The organism is Cyclobacterium sp. L-R (assembly GCF_056859355.1).
Window position 1 is genome coordinate 13,688 of sequence record NZ_JBSXOH010000087.1, and the last position, 20,104, is coordinate 33,791.

The following is a 20,104-nucleotide window of genomic DNA, read 5'->3' on the forward strand; positions in this document are numbered from 1 at the left end:
AAGGTTTGGGTCTATTGTAAAAGGCAATTAAAATTTCAAGGTCGCTGGAAGGTATTTAGCAACCAAGTCTTCATAATAAGGTCTTAGGGCCTTGGCGTCTGGTGGAACGGGTACCTTTGAGTACAGGTCATAAGGATTAAACTTGTCTACCCACTTAAACATTTCCCTATCATGATCACTCATTAGGTGATCATAGGCATTTTCCCTATGCTGGGCATAAAAGGAGTGGTAGCGAACCATGTATAAAGCTGGTTCTGGCAGGTGGTCTTTGACTATATGATATAGGTATTCATCATGACCCCATGACATCATCACATTGTCCAATCCAGTGTTTTTCTCATAGATCCCATATTTGGTATTGTACCTCTGGTCTTTGCTATCAGGGTTTGCCTCGAAATACTCTGGGTATACAACCTTATCAGAATGCTTACAGCCTACAGGAAAGGTGTCACCAACTACTCCCCATTGTGGTTCATCAAATAGGCACAATACTTTGCCCAAATCATGTATAAAACCAGTAAGAACAAACCAATCTGGGTGTCCATCCGCTCTTATTGCTTCAGAGGTTTGTAGCAAGTGTTGAAGCTGATCGAGATTGGTGTCAGGGTCAGAATCATCTACGAGTGTATTAAGGTAATCGATAGCATCCCAAAAAGGCATTTCCTTTTTATCAAATTTGAGAAACTCATCTTGTTTTTTTGTGACAAAATCAACGGTCTGGTATTGGTGGTTTAAGCGATAAAATTCCTTGACCGTTGCTACTCGTTCAGAGTCGTGGTAATTACGGTAATCCGCTTTGCTTTTGGCCTCTTCAGACTTGGGCTTTGGGTACCTTACTTTCAAATCAGCCTCCCAATCCTCAATATTATCTAGTGGGGCATTTTCTTTATCTGTCAATTCCTGTCGCATGAATTATAGGTTTATTATCAGTGCGTTAAAGTTAGAAAAAACAAATCAATGTTTAATCCAAAATTATATTTTCGCTTTAAATTTAACGAAATTTTAGCTATACTGCTTTGATTCTAGCTTAAAGTTTCTCTGGGTTCAGTACCTGCTAAGCAATTTACGGGGAGTCGATGCGTTTTTTAGGAAATCTTGACGGTCTGATTCAGTCGCCACTCAAAGCTTCCTTTATCATTTTTAGGGCTTTTGTATTTGTTTCGCTATCCGTTTTAATTTCAAGAAGTTTTGCATTTATTGAGGTATGGAAAAAATCGCTTAGCGCGGTCTGAAGTTCTTCCATGTTTTGTGCTAAATGATATTGGAACCCAAATTCCCTTGCCAAATTAGACCCATCTAATTTCTGATGAGTTTCAAAATATTCAGCCATTTCTGGTAATGCTGCAGGGCCATCTATCATTCTAAATATGCCTCCCCCATGATTATTGAACAGGATAATTCTTAAATTGGGTAAGTTGTATTGATGCCAAAATGCATTCCTGTCATAAAAGAAGGCCATGTCTCCGGTTAATAACACAACAGGTTCCTTCGTAGTGAAAGTACAACCAACTGCAGTACTGTTTGATCCATCAATTCCACTGGTACCCCTATTGCAAATTATTTCAAGGTCATCTCCACTTAAGCCTAAAAAGTTCACATTCCTTATGGCCATACTGTTGGCAATGTGGATTTTCCCATAGTTGGGCAGTGATTTTAAAAGATTATCAAGCGCCTTCAACTCACCAAAAGGTGCTTTTTCAAGCGTTTTGGGTAAAATATTTTTAATGGACTTGTTTTTCTTTAGCCATTCGTTTTCAAAAACTGAATCCACTGCTTTTGTCTCTTTTTGAAAGAAATCTAAAAAGGTAGCGGGATGCAACCTGATAATTTGGTTCAAATGTTGAAAAGTATCTGGTACTTGACCCTGTGCTTGGATATGCCAGTGGGCTGTATCGCTTTTCCTTAAAAAGAGTTTTAAAGCTTTAGAGATAATGGATTTACCGAAGCTTATCATTAAGTCCGGAGCCATTTCATTACTAGGCTTGCCTAAAAAGAAATCATGATGCTCGATTGTACATTCCTGAGACATGTTACTGATCACATCTGTGACAACCACTGCTTGGTGATTTTCAGCTATTGTTTTTAATAAGGTCCTAATTTGTTTGTCAGGCCTTTGTTGTCCAACCAGGATAAGTATTTTTCTGTACTTTTTTAATTCTGTTATAACTTGAATTACACTTTCTTCCTTTAATGAAGTACTGGTCTGGTGCTGATCTAGGTCAGGTTCAAGGTCTGTGATTTCGAAAGGATACTGTTCTTCTTGGTTAGGGTAGAAAGGCTCCCTCAACGGGATGTTGATATGTACCGGTCCCATAGGTGCCTCATGGGTAAGGTTAATAGCTTCTTTGGTTATTCTTTTAGCATGCCAAAGTTTGTCAGGATGTAAAACCTCGTCAGGGAAGACATAGCTGGATTTGATAAAAGCACTGTATAGATTGTCTTGGCGAATGGTTTGTCCATCCCATTGTTCTATCCATTCCGGGGGCCTGTCGGCAGTTAAAACCAGTAGAGGAATTTGCTGGTAATAGGCTTCGGCTATTGCTGGCCCATAGTTCAAAGCCGCAGAACCACTTGTGCAAATTAACACTACAGGTTTATTGCGTTGCTGGGCAATTCCCATTGCTATAAATGCTGCTGACCTTTCATCAGGAATTATCCTACAATGGATGTCGGGATGTCGGATAAATGCCAGCGAAATAGGTGCACTTCGTGAACCTGGCGAAAGTATGGCTTCAGTGATGCCGCTATTGGCACATATAGAGGCTAGGTAAGTAAGCTGGGGAAGTATCAAAATTACTATTGGGTTTGAATGAACTGGCCTATAATATTACATTTCATTTCTGTCTCTTCCCATTCTTTTTCCGGTACTGAGTCTTCTGTAATCCCTGCACCAGCAAATAGCAAGGTTTTTTTATTGTTTAATTTTGCGCAACGGAGGTTTACAAAGAGCACGGTTTCCTCATTCATGTTAACAGGACCGATAAAACCTGAGAAATATTCTCTGTCAAAAGCTTCATGTCTTTGTAGAAATTCCATCGCTTTTTCCTTTGGCATACCACATACAGCAGAAGTAGGGTGGAGCAGGGCTAGCATTACACTTCCTAGTTGGGGGAAGTTTGTGTTTTTCATGTCCACCAAGAATTCAGACTTGAGGTGCAATAAGCCTCCAGCCACCGTAGTTTTAGGTCCGATCTCGCTGTATTCCCTAAGCCGGATCTTCTTGAAGCAGTCGACAATATAACGGCTTACCAAGGCCTGTTCTTCAATTTCTTTTTGGGTCCATGCTGCATTCTTAAGAGGATCTTCTCCTTTTGCTTTTTGGGTACCAGCCAAGGCCATAGTATAGAATTCGTCTCCTTTTGTTTTAATCAAAGTTTCTGGACTCGCACCAATCCAAAGGCCTGTTTTTTCACTATAGAAACAATTGATAAATGCCTTGGGATAAATTTCACATAATTTTAAAAATACGGAGGCAAGGTCGAAATCTTCGGGTAATTCAATGTGTTTTATTTTTGCAGGAACTACTTTGTACAAATCCCCCGAATTAATTGCTTCAATCGCTTTAGTAACAGTTGCGATAAAGCTGGATTTGGTTGTGGTTGAGGAAGAAGCAGTAGATTTCTTCTGGGATTTCAAGATGAATTCTCTGATTTCAGCGGCAAGTTCTTCCTCCTTGACATCACCTACCTCTGGTATTTCTGTGTTTTCGGATTCTTCAGCTGCCTCATTGTTAAGGTGGAAAGAATAGTAGCTGCTGGCTTTTATGTAAAGCGGTGGATGTTGTTGGCTGTTATTAAAGGGATGGATCATGAATCCCGGAGGGAGAAGATCTAGATCCTTAAGTGGGCCATCGTAGCCGTCTGGGTCTTTATCGGTGATGCTTTCTACCTTGGATGAACCAGGCTTGCGCCAAATGGCTATAGAAGCATTACTTCTAAAAGCATTGACAAAAAGGGAAGAAATAACAAGCTCTTTGGAGGCTTTTAACTGTGTGTTGGTGGCTTCCATAGTGTTACTTTTGTAAAATAGCCACAGTTAATCGACTGATGCATGAAAGTTTTCCTTTATCATCTGTAATTCTGATTTCCCAAACCTGGGTTTTTCTACCAATATGAATAGGTGAAGCTTTACCAATAACTTTGCCCTCCGTCACAGACCGAAGGTGATTGGCATTTATTTCCAAGCCCACAGGGGTTTGTTTTTCCGTATCCAGTGTCAACATTGCAGCAATAGAACCTAAGGTTTCAGCCAAAACTACATTGGCTCCACCATGTAACAATCCCATGGGCTGTTTGGTTTTATTGTTGACGGGCATTTCTGCTACTACAAAATCATCTCCTACATCTGTGAATTTGATTTCTAAAAAACCTGACATATTGTCCTCCCCTAGACTATTTATAAATTCCAGATCGGGTTTTTTCTTAAATACCATGTTATATGGGATAAAATTTTTTTCTTTGAACCTTGAACCAAAATTAAGGAAATCTTGAGGACTAAAAAAATATATGTTGTAAGGCATGGACAAACTGACTATAACCTCAAGGGGGTAGTGCAGGGAAGTGGTATTGATGCACCTATTAATTCCACGGGAAGATTACAGGCAGCGGCTTTCTATGAGGATTTCAAAGGCATTCCATTCGACCATATTTACTATTCAGGACTGATCAGGACCAAGCAGTCAATAGCTAAGTTTTTAAAACCGGAAATTCCACAAGAGCAATTGGTGGACTTGAATGAAATTTCTTGGGGGAACTATGAAGGTTTACCAATGGACCATAAAGAAAACCAGTATTATCTGGATATGCTTGGCAGGTGGTCTTCTGGTGAGTTAGGCCATAAGATAGATGGGGGTGAATCCCCTATAGAGGTAGCAAAAAGATTAAAGCGTGCTTTTCAGTATATCCTTGGGAAAGGGGGCGAGAACATTCTCGTTTGTATGCATGGCAGAGCCATAAGAATACTTATGACGGTTGTGTTGGGCTATGATTTAAGGTATATGGATGTATTTAGACATGAAAACTTATGTTGTTATGTCTTGGAAGAAAAAGAAGATGGAGGGATTTATTTGGATAGCTATCATCCGTCTCCAAGCATAATGAAGGAGGGTATTGAATAAAATTAATTGGTAGAATTTTTCCCTTGGTTGTTTTGACCTGAAGAGTCTGAGAGTAGTGATTTAAAATTTTTTCTACTAACATCCAGGTCTATAATTCTAAAGGCAACCTCTTCAAGTGCCAATTCTTTGCTTACAGATACTTTCACAATGGCTTTGCCCATTTCACAAACAGTCCAATCTGCAAATGGTACAGTTACCAGTAATGCAGTTTCAGAGTTGCCCGAATAAAGTTTGGTATGGAAGGTGCTTGAAAAATTCAGCTCCATGATGCTGGGATTTGCTTGGTGATAGGCAAGCTCATCCTTGTCAAAAATTATCAAAAAGGTCTTGTCAGTTCTCTCTTTTGCAAAAGAAAGAACTGTAAGGATACATGCGGTTAGAACCAAAATTACCTTTTTCATAGAATCGTAATATATACATTTATAATATACGAATCAATAAGGCAATCGGATTCAGTAAAAAAAAAATCCGGAAATTTAATTTCCGGATTTTTTAGATTTATGATTTGCTGCTTCTTTTTCTCTTTGGTGCTGGTTCTTCGACGATTTCGTCTTCAACACCGGCAAGAATTCTACCGCAATGTTCACAAACTATAATTTTTTTCCTTTCCCTGATCTCAGCTTGTCTTTGTGGGGGAACGATATTAAAGCAACCACCACATGCTCCACGCTTAACCAAAACTACTGCTAAACCATTTTTAGCATTCTTTCTGATTTTGTCGTAAGATTTGATCAACCGGTCATCTACTTTTTTAGCAGCTTTTTCCATGTCATTCTTAAGCTTTTTCTCTTCGTTTTCACTTTCAGAGACAATGGTATCAAGTTCACCTTTCTTTTGGTCCAGATCTTTTTGTCTGTCCTTCAAGATTTCATTAAGGTCTTCAATGTCCTTTTGCTTACTTTCAATTCTTACCTGCGTTTCGGTAATTTTCTTTTTCGATACTTGGATTTCCAGATCCTGCAATTCTAATTCTTTAGTAATTGCATCATACTCCCTGTTATTCCTTACATTCATTTGCTGATCCTGGTATTTTTTGATCAGCTTTTCGGAATCTTTTATGGCATCTTTGTACTTTTTAATTTCGTCCTCCATGGAGGATATATCAGCATTAAATTTGCTTAATCGGGTTTCGTATCCTATTATCTCATCTTCCAAATCCTGAACTTCCTCAGGAAGAGCCCCCCTTACCTTAAATATTGCATCAAGACGGGAATCGATATTTTGTAAGTTGAGAATTGCTTCTAATTTTTGTGCGACTGGACTTTCCATGTACTATAGGTAACTTATAGGATTTGTAATTACATTTGTCAAATAGGTTGCAATATTACTAAATTTTCGTGACAATATATCTTTTAAAAGTTCTTTTGTGTAAATTTCACTTTCATAGTGCCCTATGTCGGCCAATAGTATATCCTTTTCAGCATCAAAGAATTCATGGTATTTGATGTCTGCTGTGATAAAAACATCTGCCCCAGACCTCTTCGCATTATTCAGTAGGAAAATCCCTGCACCCCCGCAAATAGCTATTTTACTAACTTTTTTGTCAGAAATATGAGTGTGTTTCAGCACCTTTAAATCCATTGAAGCCTTTAAATGGAGTAGGAAATCTTTGCCTGACAAGGGATCTGGAAGAGTACCTATCATGCCTGAACCTACATCCTGATTTTTATTTTCTAGTACCTGAATATAATAGGCGACTTCTTCGTATGGATGTGAAGTTTTTAATGTATTGATGATTTTGTTTTCCAGATGACTTGGGAAAATTAACTCAACCTTGGTTTCCTCTACTGTTGATAATTCACCTTTTTTTCCAAGTGTTGGCTCCGCTCCATCCTGAGGTAAAAAACTCCCAGTTCCTTCAGATTTAAAACTGCAATTGGAGTAATTGCCAATTTCTCCAGCACCAGCGGCAAACAAGTCTTCTAACACTTTGTCAACGTTCATCTTTGGAATAAATGTGCTGAGCTTTGATATTATCCCCTTTTTAGGAGCCAGTATTTTTGGGTTAAGCAAGCCGATTTTTTCAGCGATTTTGCGATTGACTCCCTGGCTGACAGCGTCTAGGTTGGTGTGGATGGCGTAGATGGCAATGTCGTTTTTGATAGCGTTTATCACCGTACGCTCTATATAATTTTTACCAGTTAAACTCTTGAGTCCCCTAAATACAATGGGGTGGTGGGCAACGATAAGGTTACAATTCTTTTCTTTGGCTTCCTTTACAACATCTTCTGTTACATCAAGGGAACAAATGATGCCTTTTACTTCGGTCATCGGGTCGCCCACAATTAATCCTGCGTTGTCATAACTTTCCTGATAGGCAGTTGGTGCCAGGTTTTCCAGATAAGATATGATATCCTTAATCAAATAAACCATATATTTGCTTTCGTTTTACTCCCAAAACTACAAAAAAAACACCAATGGGTTTTGTTGATTTTTTACTATTTCCCCTTGCTCTAATCTATGATGGGATCACTTCGTTGAGAAACAGGATGTTTGAGGCAGGGCTTAAGAAAAGTCAGCCTTTCGAGGTGCCCACTATTGTGGTTGGGAATTTGGCAGTGGGTGGCACAGGAAAGACGCCTTTCGTGGAGTTTTTGATAAATCATCTTTCTTCTTCATTTAACCTGGCGATTTTAAGTAGAGGGTATGGAAGAAAAACCAGTGGCTACAAATTGGCAAATGAGCAAAGTACACCGAGTGAAATTGGGGATGAGCCTTTTCAGGTTTATTCAAAGTTTAAAGAAAAGGTGACTGTAGCGGTAGGTGAGGAAAGAATACTTGCCATTCCCATGATTATTGCAGAAAATCCTGAAGTGGAGTCGATTATACTGGATGATGCTTTTCAACACAGGTACCTGTTGGCTGATCTCAATATTTTATTAACGACCTACAAAAGACCATTTTTCACTGATTATCTTCTGCCTGTAGGGAGGCTACGAGAAGGAAGACGCAATGTGAATAGAGCCGACCTAATCGTGGTTACCAAATGCCCCGATAACTTAGACTTAAATGAGAAAAATAGGTTCAGAAAACAAATCTCAGATTATCTGGTAAGGGAGAAACCCATTTACTTTGCTGGTCTTAAATATGGTTCTCCTTATCCTTTGAATCTGGAATTTTCTGAACCGGGTGATAAATTTATTTTGGTAACTGGTATAGTAGATCCTGGACCTATACGTTTACATTTAGAAGGTAAGCAAAAGATCGTCATGGAAACCATTGCTTTTCCTGATCACCATTCTTACAAGGCAAAAGATATGCTGCGCATTAGTGAAGTATATAAAAAATATGCGACTAAAAATGTAAGTATTTTGACTACAGAAAAAGATGCTGTAAAATTGAAGGATAATAAATTATTGGAATTGGTTTGTAATATCCCTGTATTTGTATTGCCAGTGGAGATAGATATGGAGCAAAAGGAAGAAGAACAGCTTTTAAAAAGAATTAAAAGCATGATTATTAATAAAAATGCTAACAGTGAAATTTAATCTGAGAACTTTCTTTGCGCTTTTAGCAATAACCGTTGCCTTTATAGCTCCTTCCTTGGCGCAGCAGCAACAGAGACAGGGTGGTAATGCTAGTCGACCTACAGAGGAGGAAAGAGGGAACACTGCCATGAAAAAGGGGTTGCTCGATGATTCTACCAAAATGGTATATGGTCCCAAAACATCCCTTTACTATTACGAGCACTTTGTTAGGAATAACCGGTTTAAGCAAATGGAGTTGGATACTTCTCTTACCGGTTTTCACAATTACGAAGCGGTAGCTAATACTTGGTACAAATACCAGGACCTTGGAAATCTAGGGACAGCTGCAAGACCCGTTTTTTACGATGTTCCTAATCAAATCGGTAGAACATCTGGTTTTCATGCTTATGACCTTTATCACAATTCTCCTGACAGCATAAGGTATTACAATACGAAATCACCCTACACTAAAATTGAAGCTTTTTTCGGCGGGGGGAATAGGAATAAGTTGGACATAGGCTTTGCCAGGAATATCACTCCGAACTGGAATGTAGGAATTGGCTACCATACAATTAGGGCCAGAAAAACCCTTAACCCCACTACTCGAGATGATAATAATGTGGTGAATGATTCCTACGAGATACATTCGAATTACAAGTCTGACAATGGTAAATATTTCTTGCTAGGCACCATCACCAGAATGAAGCACAATGTGAATGAACAAGGAGGAATTATACCTCCGAGTGTGGATACTACTTCTTTGTATTTCACTTATGAGGACGCAAAGGTTTGGCTGAGTAACTCCAAAGCTGTGGATTTGAGGCAGAATTACCACCTTTACCACGAATACGAGATTTTAAAGGGCTGGCAAGCATATCATGTATTTGATAAATCCAAGCAAGCTGTTACCTTCTTTTCAAACTTAGGGACTTCAGATTCTACTTATTTTAATACCAACAGGTTTAATTCAATCAATGAAGACAATGCTTTTAGCAAAGAGGACACTACCAACAACCACAATCATTTTTCCGAATGGAAAAACGAGGTAGGGTTTAAAGGTGATTTTGGGCCTGTCTATTACAATGCCTTTTTAAAATTTAGAACTGGACGAATGGCGAGTCGGTTTTTCACTTCAAACAATTCCTTTACCGAATTGTCTTTGGGAGGAGCTTTAAGAGGAGAGATTAACGAAAATTGGATCTTTGAAGCAGAGGGAGAATACCTTATTCCGGATGGTTACAGGATAAAGGGCTTGTTTATTTCGCCCTTTTTGGATGTTAGTTATACCAAAGCACTCTACAAGCCCAATATGATGCAGCAGCAATATAGTGGCAACCATTATATGTGGAAGAATGATTTTTCTAGTACTGGGGTAGACCAAATTAAAGGGACAATCAAAGGAGACTTTAAGAATTATAAGATAAGGCCTAACCTGACCATCAATAGGGTTAACAATTACATTTTTTACAATGAAGAAATGGTTCCAGAGCAGATTTCATCCGAAGCTTTTATGGTGATTCCTGGATTGGAGTCTCATTTGGTTTTTGCAGGTAAATTCCACTGGCAATCTGAAGCTTACTATACATTGATTACAGGCGGTGCTGCAGATAAATTTAGAATACCTGAACTTTTTATAAATACCCGATTTTTCTTTGACGGGCCGATGTTTGATGATCATGTCTACGTGCAATTGGGTATAGAAGGCAGGTATAGAAGTGACAATTATGCTCCGGCCTATATGCCTGCGACTCAGCAATTCTATTTGCAAAATAATTTCAATGTTTATGCCTATCCTGTTGTGGATGCTTTTCTAAACTTTCGAATCAATAGAACAAGGGTATTGTTTAGGTACAACCATTTGAACTCTGGACAAATGCCCAATGATGGTTATTTTATTACACCAGATTACACAGGGTTAAAAGGCATGTTGGATTTAGGGATAAGTTGGTACTTCTTTGATTAAAAATATAAAATGAGCTGGCAGGAATCGACAAAAAACAAAATGTTGCGTTTGGAATTACCTACTGACCCAAGGTGGGTGGACATTGCAAGTATAAGCCTTGAATCCATATTAGTCGACCATGCTTATTGCGAACAAAAGGCAGCTTCCTCATGCATTTCTCTGATAATTAAGTTTCCTGAATTTGATCAAATGGTAGATGTGCTCACACCAGTGGTGGCAGAAGAGTGGGCGCACTTTGAGGCTGTAATGGGGCAAATAAGAAAACGAGGCTATAAGTTTGGTTTTCCAAGAAAAGACAATTATGTTATTCAACTTCAGTCATTCGTGAGGAAAGGGGGTAGCAGAAAAGACCAGCTTTCCGAGCTGTTATTGATGAATGCCCTAATAGAAGCCAGGTCTTGTGAACGTTTTAAACTGCTGTGGAAAAACCTTGATGACAAGGAGCTCTGTGATTTTTACCATGAGCTTATGATTTCTGAAGCAGGTCATTATGTTAACTTTATCCAACTTGCAAAAAAGTACCAGGACCCTGAAAAGGTTGAATTACGTTGGCAAGAGTGGTTGGCGCACGAAAAGGAGGTTTTGAAAGAACTAGAGATCAGGGGAGACCGAATGCATTAATACTCAACGGGAATAAGTTAATACCCAATCCAATACATGGTTAACATTGCTAGCCATTGCTGTAAGCCTGATAAAATCAATATTAGCTAATAGCTCTTTTATCACTTGAAAGAATCACTTCGCGGTGACGTAGGCAAACACTATTGCATTATCCGGGTTAAACCCGAAATATGCAATAGACAATCTATTACGTGCTGAAATCGCTTCAAAACACCCAATCGTTGCTGTTTTCAATTTCACCATAGCGGTGCTATGCTAAAATTTCCAAACAGCCTGATTTTCTTGCGATTGCAACACCCATCACGAATCCTATTACAAAATCCGGGTTAAAAACAATTAAAAAACCTTAGATTTCTTTTTATGAAGGGTATTTATAGTTAATATTAACGATAAAGACGTGAATAAAATTAATTATTGGCCACTTACGGACAATTTATGAATCTGCTCGAAAATATTAGAGAAGCCTTTAGATCGGTAAAATCAAATCTTCTCAGGACCATTTTAACCGGCTTGATTATAGCCATTGGCATCACCTCTTTGGTAGGTATGCTTACAGCAATAGACGCAATGAAGGCTCAAATCGAAGAAAGTTTATCTGGGTTTGGTGCCAATAATTTTGATGTTAGGAGTAAAGGATTTTCAGGTGGTAGGGCTACTTCTTCAGGAATTGCTCAAAAGAATTACCCTAATATTACCTTTAGAGAGGCTTCTGAATTTCAAGAGAAATACAATCAGAGAGGCGTTTCAACAGTGACTACCTTCGTGTCGGGTTCAGCAGAAGTCAAAAAAGAATCCAAAAAAACCAATCCCAATAGTCGAATTATAGGAGGAGATGAGAATTATTTTTTAATTAAAGGGGTGGCCATAGATAAAGGGAGAAGTTTCAGCAATGTGGAAATAGAGTATGGAAACAATGTTTGTGTCATAGGAACCGAGATTCAAAAAACTCTATTTGATGATAAGGAAAACCCTCTGAATCAATACATTTCTTTCTATGGTAAGCGATATACTATTGTTGGGATTATGGAAAAACAAGGTGGTGTTGGTGGAGATTCTGGTGCTGACCGCGCGATTATTATTCCTATACTTAATGCCAGAAACCTCGATAAGAGAGGGAGTTTCAGGTATACCATTACTATAGCAGGGCAAGACCCTTTAAGGTTGCAATACGAAATGGGTCAGGCAACAGGTATTATGCGGGCTATTCGGGAAGATGGGGTAGGCATGGAGGATTCTTTTGAAGTTGTAAAATCCCAAACCCTCGGAGAAAGTCTTGAAGAGATTGCAGGGTATCTTAGGATTGGTGGTTTTGGAATAGGCTTTATCACCTTACTTGGAGCCTCGATTGGATTGATGAACATAATGTTGGTATCTGTTACAGAAAGAACAAGAGAAATTGGGATTAGAAAAGCAATGGGAGCTACCCCACTTCGGATACGACAGCAATTTTTAATTGAAGCCATTGTTATTTGTGTTTTAGGCGGGATACTCGGAGTGATAATGGGGATTGGTATAGGGAATATTGTGGGCAATACAGTGGGTCCAGGCGGATTTTTGATTCCTTGGGTTTGGATTATTTTTTCATTTGTAGTCTGTATTTTGGTAGGATTGTTTTCCGGGCTTTTGCCTGCCTATAAAGCCAGTAAACTTGATCCTATAGAATCACTTCGGTACGAGTAAATAAAAAATAAATGAATAAGAATACATTTGATGCCATTGTAATCGGCTCCGGGATTAGCGGAGGATGGGCCGCAAAGGAATTGTGTGAGAAAGGATTAAAAACACTGGTATTAGAAAGGGGAAAAGATGTAAAGCACAAGGTGGATTACCCTACCATGCATACTCCCCCCTGGGAATTCCCTTTGCGTGGACAAATGCCACTAGAAGTAAAAAAGGAAAACCCCATTGTCTCTAGGTGTTATGCATTCAAAGATGATGCGGATCATTTTTTTGTCAAAGACAAAGAGCATCCATATATTCAAGATAAGCCATTTGATTGGATTCGGGGGTACCAAGTAGGAGGTAAATCCCTACTTTGGGCCAGACAGGTACAAAGATGGAGCAAGTATGATTTTGAGGGGCCGGGAAGGGATGGCTTCGCTGTAGATTGGCCAATTCGCTATGAGGATATAGCCCCATGGTACAGTTATGTGGAACGCTTTATTGGCGTCAGTGGAAATAAAGATGGCTTGGAAACTTTACCTGATGGTGAGTTTTTACCAGCATGGGAAATGAACAAGGTTGAAAAAACTATTCAACAAAGAGTAAACGCAGCCTATCCTGATAGAAATTTCGTGATTGGAAGGTGTGCCCATCTTACCAAACCTGCTGCGCATCATAAGGCGCAAGGAAGAGGGCAATGCATGGCGAGAAGTATGTGCCAGAGAGGTTGTCCTTTTGGGGCCTATTTTAGCTCAAATTCTTCTACTTTGCCAGCTGCAGAAGCTACTGGAAATCTTACAATAAGGCCTCATTCAGTGGTGCATTCTTTGATCTATGACGATGCTAAGGGTAAAGCAACAGGTGTGCAAGTGGTAGATTCGGAAACCTTAGAAACCACCGAGTATTTTGCCAAAGTGATTTTTGTAAATGCTTCTACACTAAACTCAAACCTTATACTGCTCAACTCTAAATCAAGTCGATTTCCTGAGGGCTTAGGCAATGACAATGGATTGCTAGGGACTCATATTGCTTTTCACAACTACCGAGGATCATTGTCAGCCAGAATGGATGGGTTTCTTGAAGACTACTATTATGGACGTAGGCCTACAGCCATCATGATGCCCAATTTTAGAAATGTGAAAAAACAGGAAATGGATTTTCTTAGAGGGTACATGACCTTTTATTCTGCTGGTAGAGGTGGATGGGGTAATGCGAGAAATACAGATTTTGGACCTGGTTTTAAAGAAGCCAACTCAGAAGCTGGTGCTTGGGGTGTGTACATGATGATGCAAGGGGAGACCATACCAAAGTTAGAAAACAGGGTATACCTGGATGATGAGGTTAAAGATAAATGGGGTATGCCTATATTAAGGGTGGATGTTGGATACGACGAAAACGATGAAAAATCTCTAAAGGACTTTTTGGACCAAGGGGCAGAAATGTTAGAAAAGGCAGGCTGTAAGGATATCCGGCAAAGAGATAGTGGGCAAGCACCCGGTTTAGATATTCATGAAATGGGAGGTGTAAGAATGGGTAAAGATCCTTCTACTTCCTTGTTGGGAAAACACCATCAACTACATGCTTGTCCAAATGTTTATGTAACTGATGGATCTTCCATGACTTCTACAGGGACTCAAAACCCTAGCCTTACTTTTATGGCTTTTACCGCAAGGGCTGTAGATCATGCTGTTAAAGCATTGAAAAGAAATGAGATATAGTTTATTATGCAACTGGGATTTTCAATTTGATCTCTGATTTAATGAAGGTAGAATTTATAATGATATGTAAAAATTTGAATTTAAATATTTAACTTACGGCTTAATTTTCTTTTAAAGTCGCCTGATTAATAAAAAAATATGAAAAGATTACTATTGTTTAGTCTCTACCTTGCCTTTGGCGCAGGTGTCATTAGTTGTAAACCCGAAGAAATAAAGGAGAAAACCCGGCCTAATATTATCTTCATTATGAGTGATGATCATGCTTATCAGGCGATAAGTGCTTACGGTCATGGGCTTAATGAAACCCCAAATATTGATCGAATAGCCAATGAAGGGGCTATTTTTCATCGTGCTACCGTTACCAATTCAATTTGCGCACCCAGTAGGGCCGTAATGTTGACTGGAAAGCATAGTTTTATCAATGGCAAGGTTGATAATATCCAGCCATTTGATTGGGATCAGGATAATTTTCCTAAGTTACTTCAAGCCAATGGTTACCAAACAGCCATGATTGGAAAAATACATATGGATGGTCTTCCACAAGGGTTTGACTTTTCCATGGTTCTTCCTGGTCAGGGACATTATTACAATCCAGATTTCTTAATTAATGGAGAAAAGAAACAGATAGAGGGATATTGCACAGACATTATCACAGATGCTGCATTGAACTGGTTGAAAAATGACAGAAAGGAAGACGAGCCTTTTCTTTTGCTATATCACCAAAAAGCACCTCATAGGAATTGGAAACCTGCTCAGAAATATTTGACTTTATATGACGATGTGACCTTTGACCCTCCTGCGAATTTCTTTGATGATTATGAAGGAAGAGGAACTGCTGCTAAAACGCAGGAGATGGAGATTGATGGACATGCACGTTGGGGACATGATTTCAAATTTCAATTTGACCCAACCAATGGAGATACCACTTGGTTGGTAAATCAGTTGAAGCGATTGAATCCTGAACAATTGGAAGACTGGCTGGCAGCTTATGAACCTAAAAATAAGGCCATGCGTGAGGCGAATCTAAGCGGTAAGGAATTGGCTTTGTGGAAATTTAACCGCTACATCAAGGATTACCTGAGGACAATTAAGTCGGTTGACGATGGAGTCGGTGAATTGTTGGACTATCTAAAGGAAACAGGATTGGATGAGAATACCATTGTGGTATATACTTCTGATCAAGGATTCTACTTGGGAGAGCACGGATGGTTTGACAAAAGGTTTATGTACGAGGAATCTTTTAGAACACCTTTGTTAATGAAATATCCTAAGGAGATAAAAGCAGGAAGTAGTTTTGATCAATTGGTCCAAAATCTTGATTTTGCTCCTACCTTTTTAGATTATGCAGGGGTGGACATTCCTGAAGAAATTCAAGGAGAGTCATTTAGAGATGTGGTTTCAGGTAAAACTGAGGAGTTTAGAGACGCTGTTTATTATACTTATTATGAGTACCCTGCTGAACATCAGGTTAAAAGGCATTATGGAGTGTCTACAAAACGTTATAAACTTATTCACTTTTACTATGATATTGATGAATGGGAATTGTATGATTTGGAAAAAGATCCTATGGAAATGCAGAGTGTGTATGATGACCCTTCATATGCTGAAGTTCAAAGAATGATGCATGAAAAACTAGAAGAGGTTAGAAAGAAATATGGAGATAGTGATGAATTAAACAAGCATTATTTGGACGCCTATTTGGAGCATCGTGCTAAAAGAAACAGGTAAAATTCGGATCAATTTCTCCATGTAAAGAATTTTAAGTAAATCCTGTGAAATCCGGAATTGTAAAGGTATGGGACATTCGTTTCATACCTTTTTTCGTAACAAAAGGCTGGAGTTTATCTTTCAAAAAGGTAAAATTTGCAATTTTTTTTTCGAACCAGGATTATGTAACAGGATTTCTCCGCCCTGACATGGTCAGGGGTGAAGCCTGTCCCCTGTTTACGGGAAGTGTGGCAATCGCAAGAAAATCGGTCGTGGAGATTTTAGCATAGCGTCGCCATGGTGAAATTGAAAACAGCAACGATTGGGTGTTTAATGTCGATTTCAGTACGTAATAGATTGTCTATTGCATGTTTTGGGTTGAACCCTGTGGTAAATTGAAAATATATCGGATACCTTCCGGAAAATAAGGTTCGGAATTATAGCACCGAACGAAAGGACTATTTTACTTTTTCATTTTTGGGGTATTAATTATTAATCCAATAGTCCAATGAAAAAGTTTAAGATAATTCTTGTCGGCATTTTTATAGCCATCCTTTTCCTGTCAGATTTGCTAATTACTCAGGCCAATTGGGATCCAGAGAACAAAAGCCAATCCTCAGAGGTATTAAAGTTTAAAGAGCATACAACCTTTAATTTCAATAGGATCGGTTTGCCAAAACTTTTATACTAGTTGATTAGCTTTGCTATCACCGTTCATTTCTTTATCCACGTGTAAAAATGCTGTAATGAGCCTTTAAATGAATTTTTTAGTGCCAAATTTTTATGGTAAAGCATTGAAAAACATTTTTTATTATAAAAATTTATTATGCATATTTAGCTTTAGAAAAAATATTGTTTGTAAAATAATCTTTTTGTAAAGCTATTAAGCTATGGCTGAAATTCCTGAAAGAACAATCATAGAAGACAAATCTATTGTAGTGTTGCCATTTGTTAACATGAGCAACGATCAAGAAAATGAGTATTTTAGTGATGGTATTACAGAAGAAATAATCAATGCACTAACAAAGGTAGAAGGACTTAAAGTGATCGCCAGAACATCTTCTTTTGCATTTAAAGGAAAGAATCTGGATGTAAGAGAAATTGGCCAACAACTTGGTGTAGCCAATATTCTAGAAGGAAGTGTCAGAAAGGTATCAGATCGCGTTCGTATTACCGCACAGTTGATCAATGCTAAAAATGGAGTCCATTATTGGTCCAAAAATTTTGACCGGCAAATGCAGGATATTTTTGCTTTGCAGGATGAAATCAGCCTGCTAATTGCGGACCAAATACGAGAGAATTTTGGGCATTTGGTGATCAAGGATCATTTGATTCAAGCTTCAACACGTAGTGTTTCTGCCTATGAACACTATTTAAAAGGGCGTTATCACCAACTTCAATGGACCCCCGACTCTTTTAAACAAGCCATCGAGCAATACGATGCAGCCATTGCAAAAGACCCTGAATTTGCCAAGGCTTATTATGGGAATTTGCAATGTTATGGTTTATTGGCCATTTGGGGCTTTATGCCTGTCGAAGAAGCAATGGGCAAAGCCATAGACAATTTTATTATTGCCAAGGAATTGGATACTGAACTCCCCGAATACCCCATGTCATTTGTAGGACGAACCTTGTGGAAGGAATGGGATTATAAGGGGGGGTATGAGTACATTAATCAAACCCTGGCCATGAATCCCAAACATACGGATGCATTAGAGGCCATGGCAGAACTGCTTATTGCCTTGGGCTATTTTGATCAAGCCGAATTATTTGTGAAGAAAGCCTTAGAAGTGGATCCATTGTCTCCGAATCATCACTTTACCATGGCCAATGTTTTTTATTTAAAGCAAGCTTATGATATTGCTTTGCATTATATTGAAAAAGCCTTGCGGATCAACCCTCAATTTGACCATGCCTTAAGGTTAAAGGTGAATGTACTTGTTCTACTGGGCAAAGAGGAAGAGGTTAAAGAATTGGCTGAAAAATTTGAGGAAAAAGAATCGATCAACCTGCTTTTTGCAATTGTCAATAAGAAAATAGCACAGATTCCTAAAGAATTTTTGGATCAATGGGAAAGCTTGGAAAATGAGAAAGGGGAAATAATGCCCTATAAATTATTTATTCTGGCCAACGGCAATTGCCCGGAAGCAGCCTTTAAGTTGTTAAAAAGTGGAATTGAGTTGCGTAGAGCCCAATTAATGAATTATAGATACGAACCCTTTTTGCAAAGCTTGAAAGAAATTGAAGGATTTGAGAGCTTGCATCAGGCCAACTTTAGCTTGACTGGAAATGAAGAGTGGTTTGCCAAGGAGAAGCCATCCCAAATATTGGATGAAAAAGAAGCGGATTTGATGAAGGAAAAGTTAATTAGGTATTTTGACAAGGAGAAACCTTTCTTAGACCCCCAACTAAACTTAAACGCTCTTGGTAGTAAACTGGAACTTCATCCCAACAAATTGTCCTATTTAATTAATGATAAACTTCAAGCCAATTTCAATGAATATGTGAACAATTACCGATTAAATTATTTCAAAAAGATTGCGGTTAATCCTCGATTTAACCACCTAACCCTACTGGCACTGGCCTATGATAGTGGTTTTAATTCCAAGACAGTTTTTAATTCTTTCTTCAAAACAAAAGAAGGAGTTACTCCAAGTGTATGGTTAAAAAAAGCCAAAGCGGAATAATAACAAGCTGGGAAGCAATAGGTATTACATTATAATTCGGAACGCAACAGTAGATGTAATGGCTCACATTTGTTCATAAAAATTTATCTAACTATAAAATTATGAGAACGAATCCATTACCAGGTCCGGATAAAAATGAATCCTTTCCTTTATTGAATCATAACAAACTGTGTTTCTTAAAGAATATCATCACCAACCCTAATATAGAGGTAGGGGATTACACCTATTATGATGATTTAGAGGATGTTTACAATTTTGAAAAAAATGTCAAGTATCATTTCGATTTTATTGGGGACAAATTAATAATCGGTAAATTTTGTATGATCGCATCCGGGGTTTCATTTATCATGAATGGAGGGAATCACCTCAGTACTTCTATTTCAGCCTATCCCTTTGCAATTTTTGGTCATGGCTGGGAAAAAGCAATGAAAGGAAAAAGCTACCCATATAAAGGAGATACCATTGTTGGTAACGACGTTTGGTTAGGTCATAACGTAACGGTTATGCCTGGGGTAAAAATCGGTGATGGAGCCATTATTGCTAGTCATTCGGTGGTAACGGCTGACGTTTCCCCCTATGCTATTGTTGGAGGAAATCCTGCCAAATTAATTCGGAAAAGGTTTTCGGACAGCAATATAAACAGCCTACTTGATATAAAATGGTGGAATTGGCCCATTCAAAAAATCACTGACCATGCCCACCTTTTAACAGGTGACAATATAGAAGCATTCCTAAAACAGGTTTAGTTTAATGATTTATAAGCATTCGGCTAATTGACTACTTTGCACTTTAAGCTTCAGGTAAAAACTTGAAGCTTTTTTTGTGCGGTATAGAAGTGCTTTCAATAATCCCGGATTATGCAATAGGATTTGTTATGCCTGTCCTTAACTTTCTCAAAGAGTGTTGCAATCGCTAGAAAATCAGACTGTTTGGAGGTTCTAGCAGAGCACCGCTATGGTAAAATTGATAAAAGCAACGAAGTGGCCGATTTTGAGTCGATTACAGCACGGAATAGAAGGTCTATTGCATATTTCGGGCTTAACAGCCGCAAATAAGAAGGTTCCCACTTATTCGAAGTATTTTTTTTCTTACCAAAGAGGTTCACAATTATAAACCGGAACGATCTCTAGCCCCCTGCCTGCTACTTTTGAATCATCAATTTT

Annotated in this window: 17 protein-coding genes; 10 read left to right on the forward strand and 7 right to left on the reverse strand. The window is 38.5% G+C overall.

Translation table 11 applies throughout. From position 1 onward, the window contains the following. Positions 1–27: 27 nt before the first annotated feature. From AC13EX_RS17415 to AC13EX_RS17430, 4 genes are all read right to left on the reverse strand, one after another. Positions 28–909, reverse strand: coding sequence for an inositol oxygenase family protein (locus AC13EX_RS17415; RefSeq protein WP_048642702.1), 882 nt, complete (start codon positions 907–909; stop codon positions 28–30). A gap of 199 nt (positions 910–1,108) precedes the next feature. Next, entirely contained in the window at positions 1,109–2,791 is a 1,683-nt protein-coding gene (gene menD, locus AC13EX_RS17420) for a 2-succinyl-5-enolpyruvyl-6-hydroxy-3-cyclohexene-1-carboxylic-acid synthase (RefSeq protein ID WP_482893688.1), read from the reverse strand. Positions 2,792–2,796: 5 nt separating this feature from the next. After that, positions 2,797–4,008, reverse strand: coding sequence for a chorismate-binding protein (locus AC13EX_RS17425; RefSeq protein ID WP_482893689.1), 1,212 nt, complete (start codon positions 4,006–4,008; stop codon positions 2,797–2,799). Positions 4,009–4,012: 4 nt separating this feature from the next. Next, the gene (locus AC13EX_RS17430; protein ID WP_482893690.1) at positions 4,013–4,432 is read right to left on the reverse strand and encodes a hotdog fold thioesterase; all 420 of its coding nucleotides are present in this window, start codon (positions 4,430–4,432) and stop codon (positions 4,013–4,015) included. A 54-nt stretch (positions 4,433–4,486) separates the two neighbouring features. On the opposite strand from AC13EX_RS17430, the gene AC13EX_RS17435 reads away from it, so the two are divergent. Then, positions 4,487–5,116, forward strand: coding sequence for a histidine phosphatase family protein (locus AC13EX_RS17435; protein WP_482893691.1), 630 nt, complete (start codon positions 4,487–4,489; stop codon positions 5,114–5,116). 2 nt (positions 5,117–5,118) lie between these two features. Here the strand turns inward: AC13EX_RS17435 and AC13EX_RS17440 are convergent, their stop codons facing one another. The 3 genes from AC13EX_RS17440 to AC13EX_RS17450 form a co-directional block, all read right to left on the reverse strand. Then, positions 5,119–5,517 (reverse strand): hypothetical protein, encoded by a 399-nt coding sequence (locus AC13EX_RS17440; RefSeq protein WP_048642706.1) that lies wholly within the window; start codon positions 5,515–5,517, stop codon positions 5,119–5,121. A 97-nt stretch (positions 5,518–5,614) separates the two neighbouring features. Then, complete coding sequence (locus AC13EX_RS17445) at positions 5,615–6,385, reverse strand: zinc ribbon domain-containing protein (RefSeq protein ID WP_048642707.1); 771 nt, start codon at positions 6,383–6,385, stop codon at positions 5,615–5,617. Between the two features lie 3 nt (positions 6,386–6,388). After that, complete coding sequence (locus tag AC13EX_RS17450; RefSeq protein ID WP_482893692.1) at positions 6,389–7,489, reverse strand: Nif3-like dinuclear metal center hexameric protein; 1,101 nt, start codon at positions 7,487–7,489, stop codon at positions 6,389–6,391. Positions 7,490–7,533: 44 nt separating this feature from the next. Between AC13EX_RS17450 and lpxK the strand changes: the two genes are divergently transcribed. The 9 genes from lpxK (at position 7,534) to AC13EX_RS17495 (ending at position 19,687) form a co-directional block, all read left to right on the forward strand. Further along, complete coding sequence (gene lpxK / locus AC13EX_RS17455) at positions 7,534–8,604, forward strand: tetraacyldisaccharide 4'-kinase (RefSeq protein ID WP_482893693.1); 1,071 nt, start codon at positions 7,534–7,536, stop codon at positions 8,602–8,604. Continuing rightward, a complete protein-coding gene (locus AC13EX_RS17460; RefSeq protein WP_482893694.1) occupies positions 8,585–10,546 on the forward strand; it encodes a putative porin in 1,962 nt (653 codons plus the stop codon). Before lpxK ends, AC13EX_RS17460 begins: the two co-directional genes overlap by 20 nt. 9 nt (positions 10,547–10,555) lie before the next feature. Further along, positions 10,556–11,167 (forward strand): MiaE family protein, encoded by a 612-nt coding sequence (locus tag AC13EX_RS17465; RefSeq protein ID WP_205749771.1) that lies wholly within the window; start codon positions 10,556–10,558, stop codon positions 11,165–11,167. Between the two features lie 435 nt (positions 11,168–11,602). Further along, positions 11,603–12,847, forward strand: a complete 1,245-nt coding sequence (locus AC13EX_RS17470; protein ID WP_482893695.1) for an ABC transporter permease — start codon at positions 11,603–11,605, stop codon at positions 12,845–12,847. Between the two features lie 11 nt (positions 12,848–12,858). Next, positions 12,859–14,547, forward strand: coding sequence for a GMC oxidoreductase (locus tag AC13EX_RS17475; RefSeq protein WP_482893696.1), 1,689 nt, complete (start codon positions 12,859–12,861; stop codon positions 14,545–14,547). Between the two features lie 138 nt (positions 14,548–14,685). Beyond that, complete coding sequence (locus tag AC13EX_RS17480) at positions 14,686–16,275, forward strand: sulfatase family protein (protein WP_482893697.1); 1,590 nt, start codon at positions 14,686–14,688, stop codon at positions 16,273–16,275. A gap of 487 nt (positions 16,276–16,762) precedes the next feature. Then, the gene (locus AC13EX_RS17485) at positions 16,763–16,945 is read left to right on the forward strand and encodes a hypothetical protein (RefSeq protein ID WP_482893698.1); all 183 of its coding nucleotides are present in this window, start codon (positions 16,763–16,765) and stop codon (positions 16,943–16,945) included. 199 nt (positions 16,946–17,144) lie between these two features. After that, the gene (locus tag AC13EX_RS17490) at positions 17,145–18,941 is read left to right on the forward strand and encodes a tetratricopeptide repeat protein (RefSeq protein WP_482893699.1); all 1,797 of its coding nucleotides are present in this window, start codon (positions 17,145–17,147) and stop codon (positions 18,939–18,941) included. 101 nt (positions 18,942–19,042) lie between these two features. Next, positions 19,043–19,687, forward strand: a complete 645-nt coding sequence (locus AC13EX_RS17495; protein WP_482893700.1) for a CatB-related O-acetyltransferase — start codon at positions 19,043–19,045, stop codon at positions 19,685–19,687. The last annotated feature ends 417 nt before the right edge of the window (positions 19,688–20,104 follow it).

Excerpts from the sequence above, each read along its gene's own strand:
- AC13EX_RS17480 (WP_482893697.1), top strand. The coding sequence starts at position 14,686 with ATGAAAAGATTACTATTGTTTAGTCTCTACCTTGCCTTTGGCGCAGGT.
- AC13EX_RS17460 (WP_482893694.1), top strand. The coding sequence starts at position 8,585 with ATGCTAACAGTGAAATTTAATCTGAGAACTTTCTTTGCGCTTTTAGCA.
- AC13EX_RS17495 (WP_482893700.1), top strand. The coding sequence starts at position 19,043 with ATGAGAACGAATCCATTACCAGGTCCGGATAAAAATGAATCCTTTCCT.
- AC13EX_RS17440 (WP_048642706.1), bottom strand. The coding sequence starts at position 5,517 with ATGAAAAAGGTAATTTTGGTTCTAACCGCATGTATCCTTACAGTTCTT.
- AC13EX_RS17470 (WP_482893695.1), top strand. The coding sequence starts at position 11,603 with ATGAATCTGCTCGAAAATATTAGAGAAGCCTTTAGATCGGTAAAATCA.
- AC13EX_RS17465 (WP_205749771.1), top strand. The coding sequence starts at position 10,556 with ATGAGCTGGCAGGAATCGACAAAAAACAAAATGTTGCGTTTGGAATTA.
- AC13EX_RS17425 (WP_482893689.1), bottom strand. The coding sequence starts at position 4,008 with ATGGAAGCCACCAACACACAGTTAAAAGCCTCCAAAGAGCTTGTTATT.
- AC13EX_RS17475 (WP_482893696.1), top strand. The coding sequence starts at position 12,859 with ATGAATAAGAATACATTTGATGCCATTGTAATCGGCTCCGGGATTAGC.
- AC13EX_RS17485 (WP_482893698.1), top strand. The coding sequence starts at position 16,763 with ATGAAAAAGTTTAAGATAATTCTTGTCGGCATTTTTATAGCCATCCTT.
- AC13EX_RS17415 (WP_048642702.1), bottom strand. The coding sequence starts at position 909 with ATGCGACAGGAATTGACAGATAAAGAAAATGCCCCACTAGATAATATT.
- AC13EX_RS17450 (WP_482893692.1), bottom strand. The coding sequence starts at position 7,489 with ATGGTTTATTTGATTAAGGATATCATATCTTATCTGGAAAACCTGGCA.
- AC13EX_RS17445 (WP_048642707.1), bottom strand. The coding sequence starts at position 6,385 with ATGGAAAGTCCAGTCGCACAAAAATTAGAAGCAATTCTCAACTTACAA.
- AC13EX_RS17430 (WP_482893690.1), bottom strand. The coding sequence starts at position 4,432 with ATGGTATTTAAGAAAAAACCCGATCTGGAATTTATAAATAGTCTAGGG.
- lpxK (WP_482893693.1), top strand. The coding sequence starts at position 7,534 with ATGGGTTTTGTTGATTTTTTACTATTTCCCCTTGCTCTAATCTATGAT.
- AC13EX_RS17490 (WP_482893699.1), top strand. The coding sequence starts at position 17,145 with ATGGCTGAAATTCCTGAAAGAACAATCATAGAAGACAAATCTATTGTA.